16 protein-coding genes and 1 tRNA gene are annotated in these 13,297 nt (G+C 66.0%); 7 read left to right on the plus strand and 10 right to left on the minus strand.

What is annotated here, in order from left to right; all coding sequences use genetic code 11:
* Positions 1–97: 97 nt before the first annotated feature.
* The 3 genes from ACZ5YA_RS08725 (at position 98) to ACZ5YA_RS08735 (ending at position 2,489) form a co-directional block, all read left to right on the plus strand.
* Positions 98–1,540, plus strand: coding sequence for an MFS transporter (locus ACZ5YA_RS08725; RefSeq protein WP_251881618.1), 1,443 nt, complete (start codon positions 98–100; stop codon positions 1,538–1,540).
* Between the two features lie 94 nt (positions 1,541–1,634).
* Complete coding sequence (locus ACZ5YA_RS08730; protein WP_059373681.1) at positions 1,635–1,943, plus strand: hypothetical protein; 309 nt, start codon at positions 1,635–1,637, stop codon at positions 1,941–1,943.
* Between the two features lie 126 nt (positions 1,944–2,069).
* Positions 2,070–2,489: a shikimate kinase gene (locus ACZ5YA_RS08735; RefSeq protein WP_240633258.1), complete on the plus strand. Its 420-nt coding sequence runs from the start codon at positions 2,070–2,072 to the stop codon at positions 2,487–2,489.
* A gap of 1 nt (position 2,490) precedes the next feature.
* Here the strand turns inward: ACZ5YA_RS08735 and ACZ5YA_RS08740 are convergent, their stop codons facing one another.
* Entirely contained in the window at positions 2,491–4,140 is a 1,650-nt protein-coding gene (locus tag ACZ5YA_RS08740) for a PqiB family protein (RefSeq protein ID WP_059373598.1), read from the minus strand.
* A gap of 176 nt (positions 4,141–4,316) precedes the next feature.
* Between ACZ5YA_RS08740 and ACZ5YA_RS08745 the strand changes: the two genes are divergently transcribed.
* On the plus strand, positions 4,317–4,802 hold the full coding sequence (locus ACZ5YA_RS08745) for a GNAT family N-acetyltransferase (RefSeq protein ID WP_118932699.1): 486 nt from the start codon (positions 4,317–4,319) through the stop codon (positions 4,800–4,802).
* A 24-nt stretch (positions 4,803–4,826) separates the two neighbouring features.
* Here the strand turns inward: ACZ5YA_RS08745 and ACZ5YA_RS08750 are convergent, their stop codons facing one another.
* The 9 genes from ACZ5YA_RS08750 to ACZ5YA_RS08790 form a co-directional block, all read right to left on the minus strand.
* Positions 4,827–5,135 (minus strand): hypothetical protein, encoded by a 309-nt coding sequence (locus ACZ5YA_RS08750; RefSeq protein ID WP_059373603.1) that lies wholly within the window; start codon positions 5,133–5,135, stop codon positions 4,827–4,829.
* A 66-nt stretch (positions 5,136–5,201) separates the two neighbouring features.
* Positions 5,202–6,059 carry a 3-deoxy-8-phosphooctulonate synthase gene (gene kdsA / locus ACZ5YA_RS08755; protein WP_118932700.1) on the minus strand — a complete coding sequence of 286 codons (858 nt, stop codon included), beginning with the start codon at positions 6,057–6,059 and terminating at the stop codon, positions 5,202–5,204.
* 93 nt (positions 6,060–6,152) lie between these two features.
* Complete coding sequence (locus ACZ5YA_RS08760; protein ID WP_118932701.1) at positions 6,153–6,716, minus strand: cytochrome b; 564 nt, start codon at positions 6,714–6,716, stop codon at positions 6,153–6,155.
* 77 nt (positions 6,717–6,793) lie between these two features.
* Positions 6,794–7,483, minus strand: a complete 690-nt coding sequence (locus tag ACZ5YA_RS08765; RefSeq protein ID WP_059373609.1) for an MgtC/SapB family protein — start codon at positions 7,481–7,483, stop codon at positions 6,794–6,796.
* A 51-nt stretch (positions 7,484–7,534) separates the two neighbouring features.
* Positions 7,535–8,248, minus strand: coding sequence for an aquaporin Z (gene aqpZ, locus ACZ5YA_RS08770; protein WP_054456051.1), 714 nt, complete (start codon positions 8,246–8,248; stop codon positions 7,535–7,537).
* A 257-nt stretch (positions 8,249–8,505) separates the two neighbouring features.
* Positions 8,506–8,898, minus strand: coding sequence for a VOC family protein (locus ACZ5YA_RS08775; protein ID WP_059373611.1), 393 nt, complete (start codon positions 8,896–8,898; stop codon positions 8,506–8,508).
* Positions 8,899–9,029: 131 nt separating this feature from the next.
* Entirely contained in the window at positions 9,030–9,359 is a 330-nt protein-coding gene (locus tag ACZ5YA_RS08780; protein WP_124260363.1) for a hypothetical protein, read from the minus strand.
* Positions 9,360–9,402: 43 nt separating this feature from the next.
* Positions 9,403–9,735, minus strand: coding sequence for an AraC family ligand binding domain-containing protein (locus tag ACZ5YA_RS08785; RefSeq protein ID WP_464092379.1), 333 nt, complete (start codon positions 9,733–9,735; stop codon positions 9,403–9,405).
* A 234-nt stretch (positions 9,736–9,969) separates the two neighbouring features.
* Positions 9,970–10,056, minus strand: a tRNA-Leu gene (locus tag ACZ5YA_RS08790).
* 47 nt (positions 10,057–10,103) lie between these two features.
* Here ACZ5YA_RS08790 and dapC point away from each other — a divergent pair.
* Genes dapC through dapE form a run of 3 tightly spaced genes read left to right on the plus strand, consistent with a single transcriptional unit; the run spans position 10,104 to position 13,288 of the window.
* Complete coding sequence (gene dapC, locus ACZ5YA_RS08795) at positions 10,104–11,300, plus strand: succinyldiaminopimelate transaminase (RefSeq protein WP_251881625.1); 1,197 nt, start codon at positions 10,104–10,106, stop codon at positions 11,298–11,300.
* Positions 11,301–11,324: 24 nt separating this feature from the next.
* Positions 11,325–12,146, plus strand: coding sequence for a 2,3,4,5-tetrahydropyridine-2,6-dicarboxylate N-succinyltransferase (gene dapD / locus ACZ5YA_RS08800; RefSeq protein WP_013394697.1), 822 nt, complete (start codon positions 11,325–11,327; stop codon positions 12,144–12,146).
* Complete coding sequence (gene dapE / locus ACZ5YA_RS08805; protein WP_059373625.1) at positions 12,146–13,288, plus strand: succinyl-diaminopimelate desuccinylase; 1,143 nt, start codon at positions 12,146–12,148, stop codon at positions 13,286–13,288. The genes dapD and dapE overlap by 1 nt, the downstream gene beginning before the upstream one ends.
* Positions 13,289–13,297: the final 9 nt, after the last annotated feature.

A 13,297-nucleotide genomic window follows, 5' to 3' on the forward strand; every position in this document is an offset into this window, starting at 1 on the left:
GCGGCGCTCGCACACAGCGTTTGCGGTTGCGCGCCGGCATGCGTATTATCCAATACAAATCTTGTTTAAATAATTTCTCTCGAAGGCGGAAGACCGCGTGAGCACCGGTACAACCCATGTTTCAAGCGCGTCCTGGGCAGATCTGCTGCACGGGACCAATGCCCTGCGCTCCATCGCGCTGGCAGGCGGGGTGGCGCTGCACGCCATCAACGTCTACATCGTCACCACCATTCTGCCCAGCGTCATCAAGGACATCGGCGGACTGGAGTACTACGCCTGGAACACCACGCTGTTCGTCGTGACCTCCATCGTCGGGTCGGCGCTGTCGGCCAGGCTGATCGAAACGCTGGGGCCGCGCGCGGCCTACCTGCTTGCCGTCGCGGTGTTCACCGCCGGTTCCGTGGTGTGCGCGCTGGCGCCGAGCATGCCTGCGCTGCTGGCCGGACGCAGCATCCAGGGCCTGGGCGGCGGCATCCTGTTTGCGCTCAGCTATGCCCTGATCCGCCTGGTCTTCGAGGCGCCGCTCTGGTCGCGCGCAATGGCCCTGGTGTCCGGCATGTGGGGCGTCGCCACCTTGTGCGGCCCCGCCATTGGCGGGGTCTTCGCCCAGACCGGGCACTGGCGGCTGGCGTTCTGGGCCTTGCTGCCCGTGGCCGCCGCCCTGGCGGCGATCGTGGCCCTCAAGGTCGGCGGCAAGGAATCGGTTCCGCCCTCCCGCCCGAGTCCGCTGCCCGTGACCACGCTGGGCCTGCTGGTGGCCAGCGTGCTGGCGATCACGCTGGCCAGCCTGTCGACCGACCTGCGCTGGAATCTGGCGGGCATTGCCGCCGGACTGGCCATCGCCGCGCTGATCGCGGCGGTGGACCGGCGCGCCGCGAAGCGGCTGCTGCCCACCGGCGCCTACTCGATCGCCACGCCGCTAGGCGCGCTGTACGCGGTGATGTGCCTGGTGGTGGCCGCCATCACCACCGAAATCTTCGTGCCGTATTTCCTGCAGGTCATCCATGGCATGACGCCGCTGGCGGCCGGCTACATGACCGCGGCCATGGCGGCGGGCTGGACCCTGGCCGCCATGCCCAGCGCCACCCGCAGCGGCCCGGCCGCGAATTTCCTGGTGCGCCTGAGCCCCATCGTGATCCTGGCCGCGCTGGCCGCCCTGGCCTATATGACGCCGCGCACGGCGCAACTGCAGTCCTATCCGGGGTTGGCGCTCTATGTGCTGGCATTGGCCGGCGTGGGCTTCGGCATCGGCCTGAGCTGGCCGCACCTGCTGACACGCATCTTCACCGCGGCGCCTGCCGGCGAAGAAACCTTGACCTCCTCGTCCATCACCACGGTGCAGCTCTATGCAACGGCCTTGACGGCGGCGCTGGCTGGCGTCATCACCAACAGCGCGGGCCTGGCGGACCCCGGCGGCGTCGCGGGCGCACAGCATGCCGCGCAATGGCTGTTCGCCGCATTCGCGCTGGCGCCAGCCGGCGCCCTGCTGCTGCTCGGGCGGATCACCCGCGGCCACGCGCAGGACGCCATCCAGAAATAGCAGCCAGCCGGGCCGGTCCGTACCCACCAAAGGCGGTATGGATGGCCCGGGCCGCTTTTGCTACGCTGGACGCTATCTGCAAGGGGTCCTGGCAATGATCAACAGAATCCGCGTGCTGACCGTCCAGCCGTCGTCGTTCTCGGCGCGTTTCGCGTTCCTGGGCATCGCCCTGCGCTGGACACTGGGCGCAACGCCCCGCCCGAGCCGGTTGCTGATCGGGCCGCACGACCTCGAACCAGTGGGCTCCGAGGCAGCCTTCTGGCAATTCGCCTTGCGCCATGCCGCAACCGGCCGGTCCTTCCTGGTGACGCGCGGCGACCGCTGGGACCTGGCGGCGTCCGTGGACGGCGACGAAGTGAGGGCTTTCGGCCGCAAGTTCGCTTTGCGACAATGCCTGTTCTGATTCGGCCGGCGCGGACGCCTTGCACGCCGGCCTGCCCTGAAAGGAACAGCCATATCAACGCCTGACACCACCGTCATCCATATCAACGGCCCGATCAACAGCGGCAAGTCCACGGTCGGAGCGGCCTTGGCCGCCCTGTTGCCCGCTGCGCGCTTCATCGACGGCGATGATCACGACGCCCCCAGCCATCTGCCATACACCGAGCAGTGGGCGCTGGCGCTGGCCCGCCTCACCAGGCTGATCGCCCAGGCGCAGGAGCGCTATCTGGTCATCGCCTACCCCTTGGAGCAGGATAGCTACGAGCAAATCCTGGCGGCGTGCCGACAACGCGGCGCGCGCTTGCGCGTAGTGACCCTGGCCCCCACGCTCACGGCCGCCCAATCGGACAGGGGCGGCCGCATCTTGACGGATTGGGAGCGGCAGCGCATCGCGCAGATGTACCTCGAAGGCTATGCCGCGCGTCCCTTCAGCGACCTGGTGCTGGACACCTCGGCCACGGACGCGCAAGCCAGCGCCTGCCTGATTGCGCAATGGCTCGCGCGCTAGCCTAGCGCGCCGGCTGGCGCTGGTATTGGGCATCCGGCGCGCGGCCGCGCAGCAACGACTCCGGATGCGCTTGCAGATAGTCCGACAGTTCCCGCAGCGAGCGGGCCGCCCGCGACAATTCCTGCAAGACCGCGTTGGCATTGACCGGCAGGCCGGCGTCGGGGCTCAGCACCCCGCCTACAGCGGCCAAGGACTTGCTGGCCTGGCGCAGCATGGCTTGCGCCTCGGGCGCCAGGCGCGTATCCAGCCGCTTCATCAGGCTGGAAGTGGCGCGCAGCAATTGGCCCAGATCGGCGCCCAAGCCTTCGAACGGCACCCTGTCGAGCTTGGTAAGGATGCTGTTGATCTGCTGCTGCAACTGATCCAGGTTGTTCGGCACGGTGGGAATGAACGGTTCTTCCTCCATCGTGAACGCCACCGGCTTGGCGTCCGGGAACACCGCCAAGGCGACGTACAGCTGGCCCGTCAGCAGGTTGCCGATGCGCAGCTGCGCGCGCAAGCCGTGCTGGATCAACGCGGCCAGCAGCTTGCCGTTGGGATGCTGCAGCGTCGAACCCGAGTATTCCTTGATTTCCTCGACCGTCTGCGCGCCCAGGCGCTCGGGATAGACGGTGGCTCCGACCAGCGCGTAGAACTGCTTGATCGCCGGGTCGAACTCCAGGCGGATCGAGTCCACCTGGCCGATGGCCGCGCCATACGCGTCGATGGGCGCGCCGACCACCAGCCCCCGGACCGACTGGTCAAAACGCATGCGGATGTGCAGCGGCATGCCATCCGGTTGCGCGCGGGCCGCCCCTTCCGACGGGAAGATGGTGAACTCGGCATCGGCCTTGGCCACCACGTGCGCGTGCTGCTCGATGGTGTCGAATGCGACGCCCCCCACGATCACGGACAGCAGCGACTGCGAACGCACCTGCAGGCCGCGCGCGTCGACGCTGAAATCCACGCCGCTGGCGTTCCAGAAGCGCGTGGCGCTATTGACGTATTCGTCATTGGGCGCATCGATGAACACCTGCACGTTGACGCCCTCGCCGCTGCTGTCCAGGTGGTAGGCCACCACCTGCCCCACGGCAATGCGCCGGAAGTAGACGGGTGAGCCTATGTCCAGCGAGCCCAGGTCGCGGGCCTTGAGGGTGTAGCGCTTGCCGGCCCGGTCCTGCTGCACCTCGGGCGGCGTTTCCAGGCCGACGAAGCTGTACTTGGTGGCGCGGCTTTCTCCTTCCTGGCGGAACCGGTCGGAGGGGTCCACGCCGATGTAGGCGCCGGAGAACAGGGTGCTCAGGCCGGACACGCCGCTCAGGGTCAGCCTGGGCCGCACCACCCAGAACATCGTCCCTTCCTGCAGCAGGCTGCCGGCGTCCTTGTTGATGCGCACGGTCGCAACAATGCCCGACCGGTCCGAGTTCAGGGCCACGCGCTCGACCACGCCGACCACGACGTCCTTGTAGCGGACCTGGGTCTTGCCGGCCTCCAGCCCTTCGGCGGTCTGGAAGCTGATGGTGGCGGTGGGGCCGGCCTGCATCCAGACGCGCACTACCAGCGCCAGTCCGCCCACGGCTGCGATGAGAGGCACCAGCCAGATCCAGGACAGGCGACGCCTTTTACGGCTTGCGGCAGGCGTGCTGGCAACGGCGGACCCAGGTTCAGGCATGGGAGATGTCCCCTGTTGTACGCATTGGACTCGAGGGCAGAACGCTTTCAAGAATCGCGCCCGCACGACCAGCGCGCAAGTAAGGGTATTCCCGAAATGGACGCGCCGGGCAGAAATGCGCGCCGCCCGATTCACGAGTAGGATAAGGCCCCCAAAAGCAGCAACAGGAAGTACCCGTGACCATCGAAATCCGTCCCGCCGTCGCCTCGGACGCGGCCCAGATCCATGCCTTCATCACCGAGCTGGCCGTGTACGAACGCGCCGCCCATGAAGTGATCGCCAGCCCCCAGGATGTCGAGCGCACCCTGTTCGCCGAGAACGCGCCGGCCAAGGCCCTGATGTGCCTGCTGGACGGCAAGCCCATCGGCTACGCCGTCTACTTCTACAGCTACTCGACCTGGCTGGGCAAGAACGGGATCTATCTGGAAGACCTGTACGTCACGCCGGAGCAGCGCGGCATCGGCGCGGGCCGCGACCTGTTGCGCCATCTGGCGCAAGAGGCGGTGGCCAACGGCTGCGGCCGGCTGGAATGGAGCGTGCTGGACTGGAACACGCCCGCCATCGATTTCTACAAGTCGATCGGCGCGTTGCCGCAGGATGAATGGGTGCGCTACCGGATGGCCGGAGACGCCCTGCTCAATTTCGCGCAGGGCCGGCGCTAGGCGCCGCCAGCCGGCCTGGCCGGATCAGAATTCCGGCAGATCGAAAAGCGTGTAAAGGGTCGAGCTGGGAACCGGCGCGGACGCGAGGTGTTCGCGTCCGTCGTCATCCACCAGCACGCGCACCGGCCGCAGCGCCACGCTCATGCCATCCTGGCTGATGGCGGTTTCGACTTCCACGCCGTCCTTGATGGCCTCGATGACCTCGGATGCCGCCGCCGTCACCGGCTCGGTGACCCAGCCGGGGATGCCGCGTTCGGCCTGGCCCCAACGCACATAGGCCACGTGCCCGCTGACGGGTTCCTTTCGGACGGCGACGATCACATACAAAGACATCCAGGCCTCCCCAATGGTTGGCCCGGATCGTATAACAACTTTGCGCAGCCGTTATGACCGCGGGATTCAGGGTTCGATGTCGATAGGGGCAAAGGACTTCACCAGGTCGTCCAGCATCTTCAACTGGGTCAGGAAGGGCTCCAGCTTGTCCAGCGGCAAGGCGCTGGGACCGTCGCACTTCGCGTTCTTGGGATCGGGGTGGGCTTCCAGGAACAGGCCGGCCAACCCCACGGCCATGCCCGCGCGCGCCAGTTCGGCCACCTGCTCGCGGCGGCCGCCTGATGCCGCATCCAGCGCCGAGCGCTGCTGCAAGGCATGCGTGACGTCGAAAATGAGCGGCCTGTTGCCGGACACTTTCTTCATCACGCCAAACCCTAGCATGTCTACAACGAGATTGTCATAGCCGAAGCAGGTGCCGCGGTCGCACAGGATGAGCTTGTCGTTGCCGGCCTCGGTGAACTTCTCGACGATGTTCAGCATCTGCGTCGGGCTGAGGAACTGCGGCTTCTTGATGTTGATGATGCGCTGCGTCTTGGCCAGCGCCACCACCAGGTCCGTTTGCCGCGCCAGGAAGGCCGGCAGCTGCAGGATGTCGACGACCTCGGCCACGGCCGCGGCCTGCCAGGGCTCATGCACGTCGGTGATGACGGGCACGCCGAATTCCTTCTTGACCGCCTCGAAGATCTTCATGCCTTCTTCCAGGCCCGGGCCGCGATAGGAATGGATGGACGAGCGGTTGGCCTTGTCGAAGGAGGCCTTGAAGACGTACGGGATGCCCAGCTTGCGGGTGACGCGCTGGTATTCCTCGCAGGCGCGCAACGCCAGTTCCTTGGATTCCAGCACGTTGATGCCGCCGAACAGCACGAAGGGGCGATCGTTCGCGCAGCTGATCGAGGAGGAGATAAACACTTCAGGGGCGGTCATGATGGGTACATCCTGTGGAAGTAAGGCAGTGATAGTGCGTAATGTACAACCTGCCCGGCCCGGCTTTCACTACCCGCCCTTGCCGCGCGCTCCTCAGCGGCTGGAGAGCATGCGGCGCAGCACGCCATCGCGCAGGACATAGTGGTGGAACAACCCGGCCAAGGCATGCAGCAGCGCCAGCGCGATGATGCACCAGGCCACGGTATCGTGCAGTCCGCCAATGAAGCGGCGCTGCTCGTGGTCGATGGCGATCAACGTGGGCACGTCGAACAGGCCGAAGAAAGCAAACGGCTCGCCCTGCGCCCAGCGGAAAAGAAAGCCCAGCACGATCTGCGTCGCCATCAACAGGTACAGCAATCCGTGTACGCCCGTACTAGCCACGCGCAGCCAGCCCGTGGCGGCCGGCGGCAGGCGCCTGCCCGCCGTGAGGCGCCAGATGGCGCGCAGCACGAACACGGCGGCAAACACCAGGCCGAACGATATATGCAGGTGCTGCAGCAAACGCCGCGTGGGCGTGCCGCGCGGCAGGAAGTCCCAGATCTCGGCCAGCGCGAACAGGCCCACCACCAGCGCCGCCGTCAGCCAATGGAACGCGATGGTGACGCGGTCATAGTGCGCAAGGCCGGTGGACGCGGCGGGGGTAATCGTTGTGGTCACGGAATACGCTCATCTTCCTGGAATGGGAGTGCAAGCGTATTGAGATCGGACTTACGGCGTCCTGATTCCGGCCGGCTTCAGGCGTTGCCGGTGTCGGAGGTCCATCTGGCCGAGTAGGTCTGCGGCAACAGGCTGAGGCTGCCCACCAGTTGTTCCACCCGCTCGTCTTCCTGGCGCATGGAATAGACCACCGCGGTCACCTCGGAGCGGCCGCCGTCGCGCTGCTGGCTTTCCACGCCGCGCAGGCGCAGGCTGTGCTTGCCCAAGGCATTCAGCAATTCCGCCCGCACCATGGCTTCGTCCGTGGAGGCGCAGGTCAAGGCGATGTTGTAGTAGCGCTCTTCGGTTTCCGCGTCGGGCACGTAGCGGTCCATCAGCCTGGCGCCGCGCCGCAGCAGCACATTGGTGACCAGGATCAGCGCCGTGACCGCGCTGGCTTCGGCCAGGAAGCCATAGCCGGCAAGAACCCCTACGGCGCCGGTAGCCCAGATAGTGGCGGCCGCGCTCAGGCCGCGTATGGTCAGGCCGTCGCGCATGATCAAGCCCGCGCCCAGGAAGCCGATGCCGGTCACGACCTGGCTGCCCAGGCGCATGTCGTTGCCGGCGTCCAGCAGCGCGGGCAAGGCGGTATAGGCGGCCGCGCCCAGCGAGACCAGCGCATGCGTGACCACGCCGGCATAGTTCTGCCGCCATTGGCGCTCGGCGCCGATGGCGGCGCCGAGCAGCATGGCCAGCACAAGATTGATGGCTATTGAAAATTCGTTCATGGGACCAGGATCAGAGACTTGGCCCCATTATCGCCCGGCGCAACGCCTGGCCTAGCTACGCTCCTGGGCGGGATCGCTGACCAGCCGGTAGGCGATGGCGCCGACGATCGCCCCGACGATGGGCGCGACCCAGAACAGCCACAGCTGCTCCAACGCCCAGCCGCCCACGAACAACGCGGGGCCGGTGGAACGGGCCGGATTGACCGAGGTGTTCGTCACCGGAATGCTGATCAGGTGGATGAGCGTCAACGCCAGTCCGATGGGAATCGCCGCGAAGCCGGCTGGCGCGCGCTTGCTGGTCGCCCCCAGGATCACGAAGATGAAGCCCGCCGTCAGCACGACTTCCGTCACCAGGGCCGACACCATCGAGTACTTGCCCGGCGAATAGGCGCCGTAGCCGTTGGCCGCGAAATGGCTGCCCTTCAGGTCGAAACCCAGCTTGCCGCTGGCGATGCAGGCCAGCACCGCCGCAGCCACGATCGCGCCCAGGACCTGGGCAATGACGTAAGGCAGGATTTCCTTGGCCGGAAAACGGCCGCCCGCCACCAGGCCCACCGTGACGGCCGGGTTGAAATGCCCGCCGGAAATATGGCCGACCGCGAACGCCATTGTCAGCACGGTCAGGCCGAAGGCCAGCGCCACGCCAGCAAAACCGATGCCTAGTTCCGGGAAACCGGCGGCCAGCACCGCGGCGCCGCAGCCCCCCAAAACCAGCCAGAACGTGCCAAAGAACTCAGCGCCGCAACGCTTAGAAAGCGGATACATGTCGACTCCCCGAAAAACGAAAATGCCACGGTATCGCGGGGCGGCAACGACGACTTTAAAGCAATGCAAATCTTGACAATTCTTGAACGCAGCCAGACGCGGCCCCCCCTGCCGCAACCACGGTAACGGCGTCCGATGGACTCGGGGATCGTCCGGACCGGCTAGACGGAAAGGCGCACGCCGCACGGGCACGGACGATGCAGGCCGTGCCGGGCCGCGCATCCGGCGCTTTGGCCCGCGCCCCGGAACGAGCGCGCCTAGCCGTGCACGGGAGTGCAGAGCTCCACCAACGTTCCGTCCGGACAGCGCACATAGGACACGACCTGCCCCCAGGGCTTGGAGACAGGCGCGCTCATTTCCGTGGCGCCCGCCGCAAGCGCGCGGGCATGCGCCGCGGCCACATCGTCCGTCACGAAAGCCACTTCCATGCCCAGCGGCTCGGCCGACGCCGAAGCCGCTACATGGCCGCCGCCGAAATTGGAGCCGGCCAGTTCATGCGCCGCGAACGACAGCGTGGTTTCACCGGTGTCCAGTTCGCCGTAGGTCTGGGACTCGTGCAGAAAACGCCTGGCGAAACCGAATGCCTGTTCAAAAAAGGACAGCGATGCGGCGACGTCCGGAACGTAGATGATGGTGTATCCGAATTTCATGGTTCGTCCTGATCGTGGGAAATGGCGCAGTGGCCGGCGCGCGCGCCGGAGGCGCATGATTGGATTGAACCAGATTACTGTTCATTTATCCAGTATTTAGTAGTCTTGCCAGCCGACAGCCTGATCCCTGCCTAGGCCGCCTCTTGGTGCAGCCCGCCGCTGGACCACCGGTCCACGTCGCGGATCAGATACAGCAGGAACTTGGTGTAAGCCACATCCAGCGCCTGCACCCAGGCGGAGTTGTCGTGGCGGGCGCAGGACGCGCGGATGGCGCAATCCAGCGTTTCCGCCAGATGGCCGACCGTGGTCCCGGACATCCGGAAGCAGATCGGCGCCTGGCAGGAATGCCGGTGGGCATGGCGCAGCGCGCTGTCGCGCGCCTGCGCCGTGGCGTGGGCATCGGCCACGTCCCGCAGCAAGCGGTTCAGGATTTCGCACCAGTCGGCCAATAGCTCATGCACGGCTCACCTCTCAGGGAACACGTCTGCGTCAGGAAAAGGAGTACTAGGCGGGCGCGTGCAGCACCGTCACCAGCACGGTCGCGTCGCGCACGGCCTGCAGCGCGTGCGGTTCGTGCGCGGGCAGCGCGACGAGCTGGTTCTCGCGCAGTTGGCGCACGCCATCGCGCAATGCCACGCTAACCTCTCCGGCGATGCAGTGAATGGTGATTTCGCCCGCCACGGCATGTTGCGGCAGGCCCTTGCCGGCGGGCAGCGCCAATTGCAGCAGTTGCATGTGCGCCGTCTTCATCAGGCTGACGCTGACGGTCTCCCCGTGTTCGCGATGCGGGGTGCGTATATCGATGACATCCAGAAATGCAGCGTGCTTGAGCGCCATGGAAGGCTCTCCTTATCGTGCTGTGTACGGGGCTGTTTGAGAGGCTGTTGCGATGCCGGACAGCGGCAAGCCTCCACCGAAGAGCGCGAAGATATATCAAAAATGCGCTTTAGGCACGGGAGGTTATCCCTAAGCGCGGGCCGGCGCCGAAAAAAGAAAAGCCCCAAGGCATTCAATGCCTTGGGGCTTGCAGGACACTGTAGCCATGAAGCCCGATCAGTGCCTAAATAAGGTTGGTGCGAAGGAGGGGACTCGAACCCCTACACCTGTTACGGCGTCAGGACCTAAACCTGGTGCGTCTACCAATTTCGCCACCTTCGCTATAGGCCAAGCCCGCTATTGTAGCTTGCTTGTTAAAATCTTGCGTCATGAATCCGCGCCTCGATGCCCTACACCCCTATCCGTTCGAAAAACTGCGCGCTTTGCTGGCTTCGGCCAGCCAGCAGCCGGACGGTCTGACGCCCATCAATCTGTCGATCGGCGAGCCCAAACACGCCGCGCCCGCGCGCGTCGAACAGGCCATCCGCGACAGCCTCGCGGGCCTGTCCGTGTACCCGTCCACCAAGGGCGATCCGGCGCTGCGCCGGGCGATCTCGGAGTGGCTGGCGCGGCGCTACAGCATCCCTGCCCCGGATCCGGAAACGCAGGTGCTGCCGGCGCTGGGCTCGCGCGAGGCGCTGTTCGCGTTCACGCAGACCGTCATCGACCCGTCCGCAGGCTCGGTGGTGATCTGCCCCAATCCCTTCTATCAGATCTACGAAGGCGCGGCGCTCCTGGCTGGCGCCACGCCCTACTTCGTCAACGCCGACCCGGTGCGCAATTTCGCCAGCGACTGGAGCCAGGTGCCCGACGAAATCTGGAAGAAGACGCGCATGGTGTTCGTCTGCTCGCCGGGCAACCCGGCAGGCAACGTCATGTCGCTGGACGAATGGGAAACGCTGTTCGAACTGTCCGACCGCCATGGCTTCGTGATCGTCTCGGACGAGTGCTATTCGGAAATCTATCTGGACGAAGGCAACCCGCCGCTGGGCGGCCTGCAGGCCGCGCGCCGCCTGGGCCGCGATACCTACCGCAACCTGGTGGCATTCTCCAGCCTGTCCAAGCGTTCCAACGTGCCGGGCCTGCGTTCGGGCTTCGTGGCGGGCGACGCCGCGCTGATCGGCCGCTTCCTGCTGTATCGCACGTATCATGGCAGCGCCATGAGCCCCATCGTGTCCGCAGGCAGCATCGCCGCCTGGACGGACGAGGCGCACGTGAAGGACAACCGGCGCCTGTACCGCGAGAAATTCGACGCCGTCGTGCCCATCCTGCAGAAGGTGCTGGACGTGTCCCGCCCGCAGGCCTCGTTTTATCTGTGGGCGGCCACGCCGGGTTCCGATACCGCGTTCGTGCGCGACCTTTTTGGCCGTACCGGTGTTACCGTGCTGCCGGGCAGTTTCCTGGCACGCGAGGCTCACGGCGTGAATCCCGGCCAGGGCCGCATCCGCATTGCTCTGGTGGCGCCCTTGGCTGACTGCGTGCAGGCAGCCGAACGCATCGCCCATTTTGTGCATACTTCCGTTTGATCAACCTTTAAAAGCTGAGCCGCTATGACTCTCGACCTGCAGACCACCATCGAAAAAGCCTGGGACGACCGGGCCAACCTGTCGCCCACCGACGCCAGCGCCGAAGTGCGCGAAGCGGTCGAGCGCACCATCGACGGCCTGGACCTGGGCCGCCTGCGCGTGGCCGAGAAAATCAACGACGACTGGGTTGTGCACCAGTGGATCAAGAAGGCCGTGCTGCTGTCGTTCCGCCTGAACGACAACGCCATCATGGGCCAGGCCCCCCTGCAGTTCTACGACAAGGTGCCGCTCAAGTTCTCGGAGTACGGCGACAACGCCTTCAAGCAAGGCGGCTACCGCGTGGTGCCGCCGGCCGTGGCCCGCCGCGGCGCCTACCTCGCCCGCAACGTGGTGCTGATGCCCTCCTACGTGAACATCGGCGCCTACGTCGACGAAGGCACCATGGTCGACACCTGGGCCACCGTCGGCTCCTGCGCCCAGATCGGCAAGAACGTGCACCTGTCGGGCGGCGTGGGCATCGGCGGCGTGCTGGAACCGCTGCAAGCCAACCCCACCATCATCGAAGACAACTGCTTCATCGGCGCCCGCTCGGAAGTCGTGGAAGGCGTGATCGTCGAAGAGAACTCGGTGCTGGCCATGGGCGTATTCCTGTCGCAAAGCACCAAGATCTATGACCGCGCCACCGGCAAGATCACCTACGGCCGCGTGCCGTCGGGTTCGGTCGTGGTCCCGGGTTCGCTGCCGTCGGCCGACGGCTCGCACAGCCTGGCTTGCGCGGTCATCGTCAAGCGCGTCGACGCGCAGACCCGCGCCAAGACCAGCATCAACGATCTGCTGAGGGCCTGATGAGCAATTCAGCCGTACTGGATCTGGTCAAGGACCTGATCGCCCGCCCTTCGGTCACGCCGGCCGATGAAGACTGCCAGGCGACGCTGGCCGCGCGCCTGGAACGCATCGGCTTCACCTGCGAGACCATCGCCCAGGGCGGTGTCACCAACCTGTGGGCGCGCCGCGGCAGCGCGGCGCCGCTGACCGTGTTCGCCGGTCACACGGACGTGGTGCCTCCGGGTCCGCGCGAAAAGTGGGAAAGCGATCCTTTCGTTCCCACCGAGCGCGATGGCTACCTGTACGGCCGCGGGGCGGCCGACATGAAGAGCTCGATCGCCGCCTTCGTGGTGGCGGCCGAGGAATTCGTGGCGGCCCACCCGCAGCATGGCGGCTCGATCGCCCTGCTGATCACCTCCGACGAAGAAGGCCCGTCCATCGACGGCACCGCCATCGTTTGCGACGCGCTGAAGGCGCGCGGCGAACAGATGGACTATTGCATCGTCGGCGAACCCACCTCGGGCGACGTGCTGGGCGACACCTGCAAGAACGGCCGCCGCGGTTCGCTGTCGGGCAAGCTCACGGTCAAGGGCATCCAGGGCCACGTGGCCTACCCCCACCTGGCGCGCAACCCCGTGCACCAGCTGGCGCCGGCCCTGGCCGACATCGTCAGCATCGAATGGGACCAGGGCAACGAGTACTTCCCGCCCACCACGTTCCAGGTGTCGAACCTGAACTCGGGCACCGGCGCCACCAACGTGGTGCCGGGCGAGGCGGTGGCGCTGTTCAACTTCCGCTTCTCCACCGCCAGCACGCCGGAAAGCCTGCGGGCGCGGGTGCATGAAGTGCTGGACCGCCATGGCCTGGAGTACACGCTGGACTGGGAACTGGGCGGCGAGCCCTTCCTGACGCCGCGCGGTTCGTTGACGGATGCGCTGGTCTCGGCCATCCGCGATGAAACCGGCGTGACGGCAGAGCTCTCCACCACCGGTGGCACGTCCGACGGCCGTTTCATCGCCAAGATCTGCCCGCAGGTCATCGAATTCGGTCCCTGCAACGCCACGATCCACAAGGTCAACGAACGCATCGAAGTGGCCTCGCTGGATCCGTTGAAGAACATTTATCGGCGCACGCTGGAAAACCTCCTGCTGCCGCCCAAGTAAAAGCCTCAC

This window comes from Achromobacter sp. JCM 18799, assembly GCF_055395645.1.

Coding starts and splice junctions, on each gene's coding strand:
- ACZ5YA_RS08730 (WP_059373681.1), top strand. CDS start 1,635: ATGATCAACAGAATCCGCGTGCTGACCGTCCAGCCGTCGTCGTTCTCG.
- ACZ5YA_RS08775 (WP_059373611.1), bottom strand. CDS start 8,898: ATGAAATTCGGATACACCATCATCTACGTTCCGGACGTCGCCGCATCG.
- ACZ5YA_RS08785 (WP_464092379.1), bottom strand. CDS start 9,735: ATGGCGCTCAAGCACGCTGCATTTCTGGATGTCATCGATATACGCACC.
- dapD (WP_013394697.1), top strand. CDS start 11,325: ATGACTCTCGACCTGCAGACCACCATCGAAAAAGCCTGGGACGACCGG.
- ACZ5YA_RS08765 (WP_059373609.1), bottom strand. CDS start 7,483: ATGAACGAATTTTCAATAGCCATCAATCTTGTGCTGGCCATGCTGCTC.
- ACZ5YA_RS08740 (WP_059373598.1), bottom strand. CDS start 4,140: ATGCCTGAACCTGGGTCCGCCGTTGCCAGCACGCCTGCCGCAAGCCGT.
- kdsA (WP_118932700.1), bottom strand. CDS start 6,059: ATGACCGCCCCTGAAGTGTTTATCTCCTCCTCGATCAGCTGCGCGAAC.
- aqpZ (WP_054456051.1), bottom strand. CDS start 8,248: ATGTATCCGCTTTCTAAGCGTTGCGGCGCTGAGTTCTTTGGCACGTTC.
- dapC (WP_251881625.1), top strand. CDS start 10,104: ATGAATCCGCGCCTCGATGCCCTACACCCCTATCCGTTCGAAAAACTG.
- dapE (WP_059373625.1), top strand. CDS start 12,146: ATGAGCAATTCAGCCGTACTGGATCTGGTCAAGGACCTGATCGCCCGC.
- ACZ5YA_RS08750 (WP_059373603.1), bottom strand. CDS start 5,135: ATGTCTTTGTATGTGATCGTCGCCGTCCGAAAGGAACCCGTCAGCGGG.